Annotated in this window: 15 protein-coding genes; 9 read left to right on the top strand and 6 right to left on the bottom strand. The window is 40.9% G+C overall.

Going from position 1 to position 13,176, the window contains the following annotated elements:
* Nucleotides 1–173 precede the first annotated feature (173 nt).
* The 3 genes from ACM0OW_RS04380 to ACM0OW_RS04370 all read left to right on the top strand — a co-directional run bounded on the left by ACM0OW_RS04380 (nt 174) and on the right by ACM0OW_RS04370 (nt 3,669).
* A complete protein-coding gene (locus ACM0OW_RS04380; protein WP_414548809.1) occupies nt 174–1,430 on the top strand; it encodes an MFS transporter in 1,257 nt (418 codons plus the stop codon).
* Nucleotides 1,431–1,560: 130 nt separating this feature from the next.
* Nucleotides 1,561–3,087, top strand: a complete 1,527-nt coding sequence (gene crtD, locus ACM0OW_RS04375) for a C-3',4' desaturase CrtD (protein ID WP_414548808.1) — start codon at nt 1,561–1,563, stop codon at nt 3,085–3,087.
* Between the two features lie 213 nt (nt 3,088–3,300).
* The gene (locus ACM0OW_RS04370) at nt 3,301–3,669 is read left to right on the top strand and encodes a Dethiobiotin synthetase (RefSeq protein ID WP_414548807.1); all 369 of its coding nucleotides are present in this window, start codon (nt 3,301–3,303) and stop codon (nt 3,667–3,669) included.
* A 52-nt stretch (nt 3,670–3,721) separates the two neighbouring features.
* Here ACM0OW_RS04370 and ACM0OW_RS04365 read toward each other — a convergent pair whose 3' ends face one another.
* Complete coding sequence (locus ACM0OW_RS04365; protein ID WP_414548806.1) at nt 3,722–4,333, bottom strand: hypothetical protein; 612 nt, start codon at nt 4,331–4,333, stop codon at nt 3,722–3,724.
* Between the two features lie 313 nt (nt 4,334–4,646).
* Between ACM0OW_RS04365 and ACM0OW_RS04360 the strand changes: the two genes are divergently transcribed.
* Nucleotides 4,647–4,988: a hypothetical protein gene (locus tag ACM0OW_RS04360; RefSeq protein ID WP_414548805.1), complete on the top strand. Its 342-nt coding sequence runs from the start codon at nt 4,647–4,649 to the stop codon at nt 4,986–4,988.
* Here ACM0OW_RS04360 and ACM0OW_RS04355 read toward each other — a convergent pair.
* Both ACM0OW_RS04355 and ACM0OW_RS04350 read right to left on the bottom strand, forming a co-directional pair.
* Nucleotides 4,978–6,426, bottom strand: a complete 1,449-nt coding sequence (locus ACM0OW_RS04355) for an SAM-dependent methyltransferase (RefSeq protein WP_414548804.1) — start codon at nt 6,424–6,426, stop codon at nt 4,978–4,980. The genes ACM0OW_RS04360 and ACM0OW_RS04355 overlap by 11 nt on opposite strands.
* A complete protein-coding gene (locus ACM0OW_RS04350) occupies nt 6,423–7,085 on the bottom strand; it encodes a restriction endonuclease (RefSeq protein ID WP_414548803.1) in 663 nt (220 codons plus the stop codon). The genes ACM0OW_RS04355 and ACM0OW_RS04350 overlap by 4 nt, the downstream gene beginning before the upstream one ends.
* Nucleotides 7,086–7,204: 119 nt before the next feature.
* Here ACM0OW_RS04350 and ACM0OW_RS04345 point away from each other — a divergent pair, with 119 nt between their 5' ends.
* The 3 genes from ACM0OW_RS04345 (at nt 7,205) to ACM0OW_RS04335 (ending at nt 8,514) form a co-directional block, all read left to right on the top strand.
* Nucleotides 7,205–7,486 carry a hypothetical protein gene (locus ACM0OW_RS04345; protein ID WP_414548802.1) on the top strand — a complete coding sequence of 94 codons (282 nt, stop codon included), beginning with the start codon at nt 7,205–7,207 and terminating at the stop codon, nt 7,484–7,486.
* A gap of 145 nt (nt 7,487–7,631) precedes the next feature.
* The gene (locus ACM0OW_RS04340; RefSeq protein ID WP_414548801.1) at nt 7,632–8,096 is read left to right on the top strand and encodes a Panacea domain-containing protein; all 465 of its coding nucleotides are present in this window, start codon (nt 7,632–7,634) and stop codon (nt 8,094–8,096) included.
* The gene (locus ACM0OW_RS04335) at nt 8,080–8,514 is read left to right on the top strand and encodes a hypothetical protein (RefSeq protein WP_414548800.1); all 435 of its coding nucleotides are present in this window, start codon (nt 8,080–8,082) and stop codon (nt 8,512–8,514) included. The genes ACM0OW_RS04340 and ACM0OW_RS04335 overlap by 17 nt, the downstream gene beginning before the upstream one ends.
* Here the strand turns inward: ACM0OW_RS04335 and ACM0OW_RS04330 are convergent.
* The 3 genes from ACM0OW_RS04330 to ACM0OW_RS04320 form a co-directional block, all read right to left on the bottom strand.
* Nucleotides 8,511–9,533, bottom strand: coding sequence for a zinc-dependent alcohol dehydrogenase (locus ACM0OW_RS04330; RefSeq protein ID WP_414548799.1), 1,023 nt, complete (start codon nt 9,531–9,533; stop codon nt 8,511–8,513). The genes ACM0OW_RS04335 and ACM0OW_RS04330 overlap by 4 nt on opposite strands.
* A 99-nt stretch (nt 9,534–9,632) precedes the next feature.
* On the bottom strand, nt 9,633–9,824 hold the full coding sequence (locus ACM0OW_RS04325) for a hypothetical protein (RefSeq protein WP_414548798.1): 192 nt from the start codon (nt 9,822–9,824) through the stop codon (nt 9,633–9,635).
* 56 nt (nt 9,825–9,880) lie between these two features.
* Nucleotides 9,881–10,948, bottom strand: coding sequence for a glycosyltransferase family 4 protein (locus ACM0OW_RS04320; protein ID WP_414548797.1), 1,068 nt, complete (start codon nt 10,946–10,948; stop codon nt 9,881–9,883).
* A 457-nt stretch (nt 10,949–11,405) separates the two neighbouring features.
* On the opposite strand from ACM0OW_RS04320, the gene xth reads away from it, so the two are divergent.
* On the top strand, nt 11,406–12,188 hold the full coding sequence (gene xth, locus ACM0OW_RS04315) for an exodeoxyribonuclease III (protein ID WP_414548796.1): 783 nt from the start codon (nt 11,406–11,408) through the stop codon (nt 12,186–12,188).
* A gap of 37 nt (nt 12,189–12,225) precedes the next feature.
* Complete coding sequence (locus ACM0OW_RS04310) at nt 12,226–13,101, top strand: SDR family oxidoreductase (protein ID WP_414548795.1); 876 nt, start codon at nt 12,226–12,228, stop codon at nt 13,099–13,101.
* Nucleotides 13,102–13,176: the final 75 nt, after the last annotated feature.

Raw genomic sequence — 13,176 nt, 5'->3', positions numbered from 1 at the left:
TCAAATGACAAGCTGTCAAACTTCTAAATCGTGTTTTAGGGTAAAATTGCTGATTTTAAGTTATCTAGAAGCGTTGAATTTACTGAATCTTTGCCCAGAACGCCTGGGGTTGATTTTTAAACGCAGAGTCACGCTAAGGTTTACGCAGAGGAGCGCAGAGGAAGAAATGACTAATGACTAATTCTAAAGTTACGCTTTGGAAACCACTAACTGTACGCAACTTTTTACTTCTGTATATCGGTGAAACCGTTTCGCTTCTAGGCGACCAGTTTTATATCGTTGCATTGCCTTGGTTAACAATACAGTTAACTAACTCTGGGATCACGTTAGGTACAGTGTTAATGAGTGCAGCGATTCCCCGTGCTGTTTTAATGCTGTTTGGTGGTGTGGTGAGCGATCGCTTTTCGCCACGATTAGTGATGTTTGTTTCCAATGCTTTACGTGGTTTACTAATCGTTTTATTTGCAACCATTGTTGGGCTGAAAATCACCCAACTATGGCATATTTACTTTTTTGCTGCTAGCTTCGGCATATTTGATGGCTTGTTTATACCTGCATCTAAATCAATTATCCCCAGTCTGGTATCCAAAGAACAGTTAATAGCAAGTAATACCTTGAGCCAAGGAACTTCCCAAGTGATTTTACTAATTGGGCCGGCGTTGGGTGGTTTGCTAATTGCAACTGCTGGTATTGAAGTAGCATTTGTCATTGATGGGATAACTTTCGCCATCACAACTATCACGCTTTTGCTCATGAAGGAAACAACAGCAAAAGCAACAGCATTGAATGGGGAATTAAATCAAAATTATACGTCAACTAAAAAAACTATGAGTTTGATTGCTGGTATGCGTGAGGGATTTTACTACGCATGGCGCAATCAGCCTCTAAGAATTTTTTTGCTGGTAATGGTAATCCTCAATTTTTTATTTATTGGGCCATTACAAGTTGGGATGACTTCACTAGCTCATAGTCGCTTCCCAGGTGGTGCAGTGGCTTTAGGAATATTGCAATCAGCTTGGGGTGGTGGTGGATTAATTGGGACACTCACACCTCAATTTGTTCCAAATCTTCCTAACATCGGAGTTTTACTGCTGACTATTGCGAGTGTTCAAGGCTTTGGTTTATTTTTACTTGGCTTTATTGGCAATATAGGACTAGCTAGTATAACAATTGCAGTGCTGGGATTTTGCAGTTGTATTTTTACGGTGGTAGGAATTACTTGGATTCAGAAACAAACCCAACCTGAAATGCTAGGAAGAGTTATGAGTTTGGGAATGTTTTCTGCTTTTGGTGTTGCTCCTATTTCCTTTGCTTTAGCTGGTATTTTAGTCAATTTAAATCTGACAATTATGTTTACTGTTGCGGGTAGCATCATGCTAATTACAAGTCTTTCTTTGGCAGCAAATCCATCAGTACGTAAGATTAGTTAACCAGGATTTACGCAAGGTCAATAGAGTTTGAGACGCGCTAACCCTCGGAGGAGGGGACTATGGCTCACCTTATCTAATCAGGAAAGGCTATAATAATTAATAATATTAAGAATTATAAAGTTAATCATCAATGTCTAATATTTCTGGTAAGAAAAATCAGTCTCGTGTTGCTGTCATCGGTGCAGGTATAGGCGGACTAACTGCGGCTGCATTATTAGCCCATCGGGGTTACAGCGTTTTAGTCTTAGATCAAGCTTTGGTTCCGGGGGGTTGCGCTTCCACATTTCAACGGCGCGGATTTACCTTTGATGTGGGGGCGACTCAGGTAGCTGGATTAGAACCAGGGGGAATTCATCACCGCATATTCTCAGAATTAGGGATAGATTTACCAGCTGCGACACCATGTGACCCGGCTTGTGCTGTGTATTTACCTGGGGAAAGTACACCGATTAATGTTTGGCGTGACCAAAAGAAATGGCGAGAGGAACGCCAAAAACAATTTCCTGGGAGTGAACCGTTTTGGCAGATGATGGCGGTGTTATTTGAAGCTAGTTGGCAATTTCAAGGACGTGATCCGGTTTTACCTCCCCGGAGTTTGTGGGATTTATGGCAATTAACTCAAGCGGTACGCCCTAGTACATTAATTACCGTACCCTATACATTATTTACTGTGGGGGATGCATTACGGTTTTACGGACTGGCTAAAGACCATCGTTTGAGAACGTTTTTGGATTTGCAATTAAAGTTATATTCTCAAGTTGATACAGAGGAGACGGCTTTACTTTATGCAGCTACGGCGTTGAGTGTCTCTCAATTACCCCAAGGTTTATTTCACCTCCAGGGTAGTATGCAGGTACTAAGCGATCGCCTGGTGGAATCCTTAGAAAGAGATGGTGGTAAGTTATTAATGCGCCACACTGTGGAAAAAATCCAGGTGGAAAATAACCAAGCTACATCTGTAGTCATCAGAAATCAGAAAACAGGCGAAATCTGCACAGAAACCGTAGACCATGTAGTTGCTAACGTCACTGTGCAGAATTTAGTGCAACTATTGGGAGAAAAAACACCCTCTGGGTATAAAAATCGGGTGGAAAAATTACCCCAAGCATCGGGCGCATTTGTGGTCTATTTAGGGGTAGATATCAGCGCCATTCCTCCAGATTGTCCACCCCACCTACAATTCCTCTATGATGTTGATGGACCGATTGGGGAAAATAATTCTTTGTTTGTTTCCGTCAGTCATCCCGGAGATGGACGCGCCCCAGATGGAAAAGCCACAATTATCGCTTCATCCTTTGTCGATCCTGCACCGTGGTGGGAAACGAATAATTATCAAGGACTTAAACAGAAGTATACAGAAGATGCGATCGCACGTCTTTCCCAATACTTTTACCTCAAACGAGAAACCATCATTCATCAAGAAGCCGCCACACCCCGGAGTTTTGCTCATTACACAGCACGCGATCGCGGTATAGTAGGCGGTATTGGTCAAAGAATACCCACCTTTGGCCCCTTTGGATTTGCCAATCGTACGCCCATCAACCATTTATGGTTAGTCGGTGACTCGACTCATCCCGGAGAAGGTACAGCTGGGGTAAGTTACTCAGCGTTGACAGTTGTCAGACAAATTGAGGCGAAATCACAGCACAAATACTAAACTTCTAGCTTAAATGAACTACATCATAGCCCCCTCTTCGCTTGCGGGGAGGGGGTTGGGGGTGGGGTTCTTATATCTCATATCTGTGTGCATCTGTGGTTAAATCTCAAAAGTATCAACTACAACAGCAAAATATCTAGTAAAATTACATCCTCATAGTAATTTGGATGTAAGTACTCTTGCTGATGCTCACAACTAAGATAAGCTGGATAAATGAATTACGAAACAGCTCGCCAACTCCTCGTAGCCCAGACATTAACAACTGATGAAAACCCAGATGCTTTGTTAATGCGGATGAAGCTAGGAAAACCACCAGTACCCGGTCAAATCACCGCGATTTTGTTAGCCTTAAAGGTGGTCTTTGAATCTATGAAAGACGCACCCAACCTCGACCGAGAATTAGCCTTTGCTCTTTATCAGTTAGGTGTAAAGGCGCAACAAATATTTGTTGCGGGGCGCAAAGCTGGGGTTGATTGGCCGCCCCTACTTAAAGAAGATTTGCTGAGAATTTCCCTAGCTACTGAAAGCATCTTTTCTGGTATCTGGCAAACCCCATCTCCTGTAGGATTAGGAGGATTATAGAGGCGAATTGCAGCAGGTTGGGTTCAACCGAACCCACAGCAAACGCCAACTATTAACGAGTTCGTAATTCAGATTCCAACTTATCCAAGTCAGCTTTCAGAAAAACCGTCATTTGACCTGTGAAAGCTTTACCTCCTGGGGGTTGGGCAATTTCCATCCAATAGACATAGCGATCGCCTACACGTAATTCTCCCTGTAAAGCCTCTCTGATCGGCGTTCTAGCCATCCGCGCCGAGTTAATTGCACTCTGGTTAGGATACTCGTATATGACTTGAGCGCGATTAAAATCTTGATAAATATCTAAGCCATAAATTACCCGTAAAGATTCCTGGAGACGTTTAAAACTTATCCCGTTAATAGCATCATACATAGTCAGGCGTTCGCTACTAATCCGACTACGGTTTTGGGTCATTGTCACCCTACCAGGAGGTAAAACCGATGCAAGAAAAGTGAATCGCTGGGCTGCTGTATCACTTTTTTGGATAAATAAACGTTCTCCCGGTCTAGGACGGAGTGTCGGATGTGCTTTGATCCAGGTAGTTACTTCTTCTGTAGTTTGTCCTGGTAGCGCATCAGCCTTGGAATCAAACAGCATTCCCATACCCAGCCAGGGAACTAGAGAAAAAGGTAAAATCAAGAAGTTGAGCAGAGATTTTTGCAGCATTTTCCTATTCGGGACTTATATGGAAATTTCCCCCGTCAGGGGATAATCATAGTTTTCCCCTTTTACAGTCCGATTATTTCATTAGTGATTTTAAGTAGATCGGCGTAAATAAACCAATCATTTCAAATCAATCAAAGCCATAAAGCTTTTGTACGGGCGTATTGCACGCTCCTCCTGACGAACGCCCTGTCATTGGTAGGGATTTCCGGCTTGTTTACTTTTTTAACCTAAATCCCCACAGTTTAGGTGCTAATGAAGAATCAGTTCGATTATTTGGGCAATATAACCCTATAACCTTTTCTCCATTCCCATCATGAGATTTTTAATGAAGCTGATTGGTTTAGCACTACTACTTGCTAGTATCTACTTTTTCGGTCAAAATATTTATTTTACTACTAACGTGCGTCCTTATTGGTGGCGAGGTATAGCTGCCGATGGTTCTATACTTTTTATCACTTCGGGAATTCTCATGCTATTTGTCCTACCCGGACAGAATAAAGCTTTAGGTTGGGCGGGAATAGGGATAGGAATACTTTTGGTTTTTCTTAGCAGTCGCGCTATCCTCAATCCTACAAGTCTTTGGCAATTTTTCCTTTCCGTGGCTTGTTTTATCGGGGGGTATCAATTGTTATCCACAGGTCGCCTCAAAATTTAGAATCTATCTCAATTAAGGCTGTCAAATTTAAGCTATTTAAGATGCTGGACTTAATTGGGCGCTTTTCATCCCAAAAAATTAGAGATGAATAATAATTTATTGCTAACGGAGAAGTCAAAACCTCAAAAGTCTTTTGTGCTGTTTCCTCATTATCAAAACTGAGAAAGTAGACAGTATCATCAAAAACCACAGGTTTATCCATCAGCTTGCCGATTAATCTAAACTCTAACCTCTTATAAAGTCCACAAATCGCTATTTTCCAAGGTTTAAAAGTGTATGAACCGACTCCAAAAATAGAAAATCTGGGATTACTTTTGTAGATTTTACTTTTGCGGTTATCTAAGTAACTTCCATGCGACTCTAGATAATTCCAAGTTTTAGGAGCTACACATTTTATATTTTCAGTTGATTCACCCACAAATTTTTGAGTAACTAGAACATATCGCTCAGTACTGTTGATGCGATTTTGAGCAACATCAGAGCCTTTAAGCAAAGGTAAAAGATATGTTTCTTCAATATCAACTATTTCTCCGAGTTTATTCATAAAAGTATGAGCAATTTTACGAAATTCCATGATATTTGAGCAATCATGTTTAATGCCTGAGCGCCATTTTGTTTCAGTTCTGATATCGTACAATTTACTCAGATTCTCAAAAGCAGCTATATCTCTGATCAGAACATTATTTCGATATCCTATTTTGTAAGATTCTGAGCTTTCAAGACTACTGAATACATCACAGTAGTAGTTTGTAGAGCTTGAATCAAATTTGCAGAATAATAGACAAGCGTCAACAGAAGCATTAAAATACTTTTTTGTATCGATATTATAAGTTGCACAGTCAGCTAGATTTAGATTATGAGAATAAAGGTAGTTCAATAACTTTCTGGAAACAGAAGTTTTACAAAGCATTGCTAGGTAAGCATCACGCCCCTGTAGCCATTGGATAGCCTGAATTAGCATCCATTCTGAAATATCAAAGTTACTCTTACCTGTGATTGCATCTAAGCCGCTATAATTTTGAAAATTATTTTTATTGGGCAGGTTTTTGCCACCAATGCTTCCTTGTTGTGAACTTGTAACCCAAGGAAAATTACCAACTACTAGGAGTTTACCATTGATTTGATTTACATAAGATAACCAATCAAATTGAAAAAAATCTGCATTTTCAAGCTCAATTCTTTTATCTTGCAAGAATAGCTTCTTTGTTTTCACCTCTTGTAAATAATCTGGGTTCAGTTCTACTCCCATAATTTTGTTCGTCGATTTAAACAAACGTGAAGCTACCTGAATAAAATTACCTATTCCACAAGTTGGCTCAATGATCACATCAGGACATACACCCAGTTCGATTAACTTTTTACACACCTTGGTAGCGAGTTCTATGGGTGTTTGAAAGTCTCCATATTCTACTTTTGCTTTGTCAACAGTGCGAATCATTCCTTAGCCCTGTAAACAGCAATTATCCCTGTTTCTGATCCAGCACTCTCAATAACTCTTCTATATTGAAGTCGCCATTGTAAAGCGTTAGAAATAGTTAAAAATCCTTGCAATGGAGGGTTTAAGAGGATTTCATCTGCGATATTAGATGCTTCAATTTCATCAACAGGCAAATTACGATCATACATAAAAGCAATCAAATCATCTTTATTACCTTCATTTTCCAAGATGCTGCGAATTCCACGAGTTATCTGAAAATCAGCCGTTCTTTCTGCACTTACATAAATTGTGTGTAGAATGTTCAAATTTGCAGTCCTGTTCATACTTTGGTCTGTCTTATCATAAACAAAGATAATTAACGCATATCCCAGCCCAAAAATTTTTTGTCGTGCAGATTTAAAAGGACAAGATGACTGTGGCTGCTTAATGCTTGTTACCTTAACATCAACCAATAACCCAGGAAAATCGATACCACTGGCTGAATTACCCTCAACAAAATCATACTTATTTCTGAGATACAGCCTAAATTTTTGCTCTAAATATGTGCCGATTGCTTTGCCATCAGTAACACCGTACAGTAAAGGTTCTGGATGTATAGACTCGGCGGCTGAAAATAGTGCAGCTTCATTACAGAGGGCTTCTATGGTCAAAATTGTCATATTTGAAGCAAAAATTAATGACAATTATCATACCCTAGCTTGAGGTTACAGTTGTGCGATCGCCAAAAAAGCAAGATATTCCAGATATAATTAGAACAGAGGATAACTAATTAACAATTATGTATAACTCTGAAACCCAACCTCAAATCTTACGCGCAGCATGGGAGCAAGGTTTGCAGCAAGGGTTAACCCAAGTTGCACTCAATATGCTCAAAGAAGGTATTGATTTAGCTCTTGTAGCAAAGCTAACGGGATTATCACTGTCAAAAGTCCAGAACTTGCAAGCCAACGATGCTGATAATTCCCAAGCATTAGTCAAAGATTTTTTGGAATTAAGTGAGTCATCACTGAGCAAAATTTGGCTTAATTCAGAGGAAGACGAAGCTTGGAAGGATCTATAATTTGACAATTGCCCTAAGAGAGCCTTAAGGTAGTACAATTAAACTAAAGAGAGCAGAAAATTCTCCATAGCTTTTCTTGCGATAACTCTGTAAACTGATCTATTGATAGGGATAAAGGCTAGCTCTTGTGTAGCAGGCTGAAGAGGTGACTATAGTGTTGTCATGTTTTAACGTAGCAAATTATTTTATCTGGCTGGCAAATGAAACAGGCTCTTTTATTAGTAATCTAAAGCTGCAAAAGCTGGTTTACTATGCTCAAGCTTGGCATCTTGCACTCTATGAAACTCCTCTATTCCCAGAAGATTTTCAAGCATGGATACATGGGCCTGTGATACCTGTGTTGTACCAGAAGTACAAGTCTTTTGGATGGCAACCTATTTTACAGGATGCTAACCCAGAACTAGAATTACCTGATGAGGTTCGAGAGTTTCTGGATGAACTTGCAGAAGAATATTTTGCCTGCGACGCTTATGAACTTGAGCAAATGACTCATGATGAGGAACCCTGGAAGTGGGCTAGAGGAAATCTAGCATCGGATGCACCTTCCAACGAAATCATTAAAAAGGATTGGATGAAGGAGTACTACGCATCTCGTGCCGAAGAAGATTAAGAAGACTGATATTACCAAAGATAGCAAATTAGGTATTAAACCAACCAAGCTGAAGTCACCTCAAGGCATCAGCTTTTCGTTTAAATATTATCAAGATGGACATACAAAATTTTTGTGTGCCGAAAAAGAGGTAATTTATTGGCTGACCCTACTTGATCGGTTAAAAGCTTTATCTAGCTTGACGGCTCAAGATTTGTTAATAAATCGTAGTAGTAGCCTCAGATGTCATCCTATAAAATGGGAAGATACCAGCGAAAGCGGATTTGGTTTGCCCAACGAAGAACAATTGGTTGATACACCTTATCAATTTTCCCTCTCCTCAAATAAACATGGTAGGATTCATGGGTTTTTTATTGACGAGATTTTTTATATTGTTTGGCTAGACCCAGATCATCTACTTTACCCTGCAAAAAACTAAGGAATCATCGCCACCTTAATCACCTGACGCGCCTTCATATCACAGAATACCTGTTCTAAATCCTGAAGCGATCGCTCTTCACTAATCAATAACTCAAAAGGTATTTTACCACTAGCTATCAGATCCAAGGCTGCTCTTACATACTTAGGTGTATTATGAAACACACCTTTTAAAGTCAGTTCACTATAATGTAACTGCTCTGTATTTACAGTAATCGTCGTATCTCGTGGACAACCACCGAATAGATTAACAGTTGCACCAGGACGGGCGCAAGCGATCGCAGTTTCCCAAACACTAGGTACACCAGTCGCTTCAATCACCACATCAGCACCCCATCCCTGAGTTAATTCTTTCACCACACCGGGAATATCTGGAATTTGATGATAATTAAAAGTCTTCGCAGCACCAAGTTTTGCACCTATTTCTAGCCGATGGTCATTACCTCCCCACAGTAAAACTTCCGCCACATCAGCTAAAACCGCCACAAACATCAACCCAATCGCCCCATCTCCCAAGACTACTACCCTGTCTTGAGGTTTAATGTCAGAACGAGCCACACCATGCAAAACACAGGCTAAAGGTTCCGTCATTGATGCTAACTGCAACGGTAAATCATCAGGAACCCTTAACATATTATGCTGTACTATTGCCGCCGGAATCTTCAAATATTCTGCAAAACTGCCGTTATTCCAAGTAATATGAGGACACAAAGAATATTCTTGACGTTGACAAAAAAAGCATTTCATGCAGGGTGCAGAATTATTCGCCACCATGCGATCGCCTATCTGCCAATCTGTCACCCCAGCACCCACAGCCACAATTTGTCCAGCCGCCTCATGACCAAACAGCGTCGGTAGTTTCAGCATTTTCGCATGACCACCACGCCGCCACACCTTCAAATCTGTGCCACAAGTTGTCGCCGCACCCACTTGAATTACGACTTCACCAGCAGCCGGAGTGGGGTCAGCAACCTGCTCTAAGCGTAAATCTTCCTGACCGTAAAGTAACGCTGCTAACACAGATTTTGACCTAATTAATGAGCCTCACCCAATTTTATCAGATTCTATATCTTGATCTTGTACAGACGCGATGAATCGCGTCTCCTCCTTCTCCTCCTCCTACTCCTTTAATGTTGTCTGAGGAAGCACAACCGGATTCTGAATTTCCCTACGAGGATGAGGCACACGAATTACAGTCAACAGAGGTACTTCTTGCCTGCAAGACTGGCAAAACCAATACAATTCACCATGACGGACATGACGCAGCAGGGAACCACCGCAACACGGACAAGTGTTGACTCTCATATTCATACCACTATCCCCCTAATACAAAGTTGTTGTTTAAAATGTGGAAAAAAACTTGTTAATTAAAACCTCGCCTTAGCCGTATCAAAATAACCATTGAAATGAATGCGGTTATTGATAATTTTTTTGTAAACTGCTTCGTAGTCGTTAACCATTTGGTTAACACTAAAATTGTTTTCTATATGTTGGCGACAGGCTTGACGATTAAGCGTCAACGCCGCAGGAATCATCGTGGCCATTTCTGCATAGTTTTGGCAAATAAAACCTGTTTCACCGTGAACAATCACCTCCGATACAGAACCTAAACTCATGGCAATCACTGGTGTACCAGTCGCCATTGATTCAATCATCACCAAACCAAAAGGTTCTTGCCAATTAATTGGAAACAAAGTTATGGCCGCATTTCCCAGGAGTTCAGCTTTAGCGGCGTGGTTAATTTCGCCCAAATATTCAATTTGCTGACCATCAATATGGGGGACAATCTCTTGTTCAAAAAATTGAGAATCAGCGACATCAACTTTTCCGGCCATTTTCAACCGCCAACCAGTCTGTTTAGCAATAGCGATCGCCTGCTGGGGTCCTTTCTCTGGAGAAAAGCGGCCTAAGAATGCTAAATATGGCGGTTCCTGTGGTTGGGCTACAAATGGATAATCATTTGGTTCTATGCCGTTATAAACCGTAGCTACATAGTTTAATTTTATTTGACGCTGGGCTTTGCTAATGCTGACATAAGGTTGTTGGTGATGGTATCTAAAGACTTTTTGGTTATCTTGGGTAAAACTGCTATGCAGAGTATGGATAGTGGGAGTTAATACCAAACTTGCCAAAGGTAATGCCCTGATTCCTACATGAGAATGAATAATATCGAACTCCGCAGCGTGTTGGTAAACTTGGCTAAGTTCTAAAGTTTCATACCCTGCATAATCTTGAACATATTTGTCCAAGCGCAATGCAAGTGGATAAACTGCCTTTAAATCAGCCAAGGTTTGAGAGTCACCAGAAGCAAACAAAGTAACTTCATGACCGCGACGAACTAGTTCATCGGTTAAGTGACTCACTACCAGTTCAATTCCTCCATAACTAGGAGGCGGAACTCGTTCCCATAATGGGGCGACTTGAGCGATCTTCATAAAATTGTTTCGGTTCAGCCGAGAAAATATCCTGCAAAGCAAGTAATATTCTCTTATTGAAAACCAGAGGATTTATACTTACCTTGTTCAGATTTAAATTCACCTGATTTACTCTTGGGAGGGCAATCTTGGTTAACCGTACCTTCAACCACTACCAATACATTTTAAAACATTAATTCAAACATCAACAATAGCTACTAAGCAGCTACACTTTTAAAATATAGCTTAGGTTATAGCGGTTTCATCTACCTTGGGGATCATGCAACCATGAAAATCTTTGGTAGCTAAACTGACAAAATAATAGTTTTTGTAGCTGAGAATACTAAAATTATAAGATATCATCAATTTTCCTTAAATTACGGTCAACCAAAATGGTTAAATTACGTCAAAGTTAAACAATTGTCAAAATATAACTTATTAAAAATTAATATTGATTTTCCATCCTGAAAACTAAAAAATGAAAATTGCCACTTGGAATGTTAACTCAGTTCGGACTCGCCTAGAACAGGTGATATTTTGGTTAAACGAAAATTCCATTGATGTTCTCTGCTTGCAAGAAACAAAAGTTGTAGATGCTGACTTTCCGCGATCGCCTTTTGAAGAATTAGGCTATCACGTCTATTTTTCTGGACAAAAAGCTTATAACGGCGTAGCCCTGATTAGTCGCCAACCACTGCTCGATGTCAGCGCCGGTTTCACCCCCATTTTGCCCAATATCGATCCACTGTGGGATGAGCAAAAGCGAGTGATTACAGGCGTAATGGATGGCATTCGCATTGTAAATTTATATGTCCCTAACGGTTCATCTGTGGGAAGCGAAAAATACGAATTCAAGCTGCGCTGGCTGACAGTGCTAAGAGAGTATTTGCAAACCCTTTTACTGTCACATCCGGGAATCTGTATGTGTGGTGACTTCAACATCGCCCTAGCAGCCGAAGACATTCACGAAAACGCCAATCCAGACAATCATATAATGTCATCAGAACCAGAACGCCAAGCTTTACGAGATATTCTAGAATTAGGATTTGCTGATGCCTTTCGCAAATTTACCACCGAAGGCGGACACTACAGTTGGTGGGACTATCGCGCCGCCGGCTTTAGACGCAATCGGGGTTGGCGAATTGACCATCATTATCTCACTCCCGTGCTGTACGAAAGCGCCAAAAGCTGCATAATTGACATTACCCCCAGAAAATTACCCCAACCCAGCGACCATACCCCAGTAATCGTCGAATTTTAGATTAGTGTGTAGATGGAATTCATCACCGAAAATCCTTATGTTTCTGGTAACTGGAGCAACGGGAGGAATTGGTCGCCGAGTCGTGCGACTCCTACGCCTAGAGGAAAAGTCAGTGAGGGGATTTGTCCGCCTCACTTCGCGTTATAACGAGTTAGAACACCGAGGAGCAGAAATCTTTATCGGTGATTTGCGACGAGACAAGGATATTGCTAAAGCTTGTCGGGGTGTCGAGTACATTATCAGCGCCCACGGTTCTGATGGTGACTCCTTATCTCTGGACTATCGCGCCAATATTGAACTGATTGATCAGGCTCAAGCTAATGAAGTCAAGCATTTCGTCTTTATTTCTGTCCTGGGAGCAGAACGGGGCTATGAAGATGCTCCCGTATTCAAAGCTAAACGAGCAGTAGAACAATATTTAGCAGCTAGTGGCTTGAATTACACAATTTTACGCCCATCTGGATTAGCATCTAATTTACTGTCATTAGCAGAACAGTTTCGGGAAACAGGTTTATATTTGCTGATTGGTGATCCTAAAAATCGGACTTCGGTTGTCAGTACAGATGATTTAGCGAAGATAGTAGTTAATTCCATCACAGCTGAAGGCGCACGCAACCAAATATTACCAGTGGGAGGACCAGAGATTTTATTGCGTGAGGATATTCCCCAAATTTTTAGTCGCATTTTCCACAAAAAACCAGTAGTAATTAATTCACCCTTGTTTGTAGTGGATGGGTTACGCAGTGGATTAGGTTTATTTAACCCCCAAGCAGAAACAGCTTTCGGAACCTATAGAACATTACTGTCCAATGAGTTTTTCTGTAGAAAAGAGGAAATAGCCAACTTAGAAAGAATTTTCAATTTTCACTTGGAAACTTTAGAAAACTTTCTGCGGCGCTATCTCGCAGTTTGAAGGTAGGGAGTAGGTAGGGCGGGTTCACAAATATCATTCAAGATCAACGAGGATATGACTAAACCCGCCCAGTCC

The sequence above is a fragment of the Anabaena sp. CCY 0017 genome, assembly GCF_963920885.1.
GTDB lineage: Bacteria > Cyanobacteriota > Cyanobacteriia > Cyanobacteriales > Nostocaceae > Nodularia.
This window is presented reverse-complemented; position numbering and strand designations above follow the sequence as displayed.

Bases quoted from the DNA above. Each gene is read 5' to 3' on its own strand.
- ACM0OW_RS04350 (WP_414548803.1), bottom strand. From the start codon at position 7,085: ATGACAATTTTGACCATAGAAGCCCTCTGTAATGAAGCTGCACTATTT.
- xth (WP_414548796.1), top strand. From the start codon at position 11,406: ATGAAAATTGCCACTTGGAATGTTAACTCAGTTCGGACTCGCCTAGAA.
- ACM0OW_RS04355 (WP_414548804.1), bottom strand. From the start codon at position 6,426: ATGATTCGCACTGTTGACAAAGCAAAAGTAGAATATGGAGACTTTCAA.
- ACM0OW_RS04345 (WP_414548802.1), top strand. From the start codon at position 7,205: ATGTATAACTCTGAAACCCAACCTCAAATCTTACGCGCAGCATGGGAG.
- crtD (WP_414548808.1), top strand. From the start codon at position 1,561: ATGTCTAATATTTCTGGTAAGAAAAATCAGTCTCGTGTTGCTGTCATC.
- ACM0OW_RS04325 (WP_414548798.1), bottom strand. From the start codon at position 9,824: ATGAATATGAGAGTCAACACTTGTCCGTGTTGCGGTGGTTCCCTGCTG.
- ACM0OW_RS04320 (WP_414548797.1), bottom strand. From the start codon at position 10,948: ATGAAGATCGCTCAAGTCGCCCCATTATGGGAACGAGTTCCGCCTCCT.
- ACM0OW_RS04370 (WP_414548807.1), top strand. From the start codon at position 3,301: ATGAATTACGAAACAGCTCGCCAACTCCTCGTAGCCCAGACATTAACA.
- ACM0OW_RS04310 (WP_414548795.1), top strand. From the start codon at position 12,226: ATGTTTCTGGTAACTGGAGCAACGGGAGGAATTGGTCGCCGAGTCGTG.
- ACM0OW_RS04365 (WP_414548806.1), bottom strand. From the start codon at position 4,333: ATGCTGCAAAAATCTCTGCTCAACTTCTTGATTTTACCTTTTTCTCTA.
- ACM0OW_RS04360 (WP_414548805.1), top strand. From the start codon at position 4,647: ATGAGATTTTTAATGAAGCTGATTGGTTTAGCACTACTACTTGCTAGT.
- ACM0OW_RS04380 (WP_414548809.1), top strand. From the start codon at position 174: ATGACTAATTCTAAAGTTACGCTTTGGAAACCACTAACTGTACGCAAC.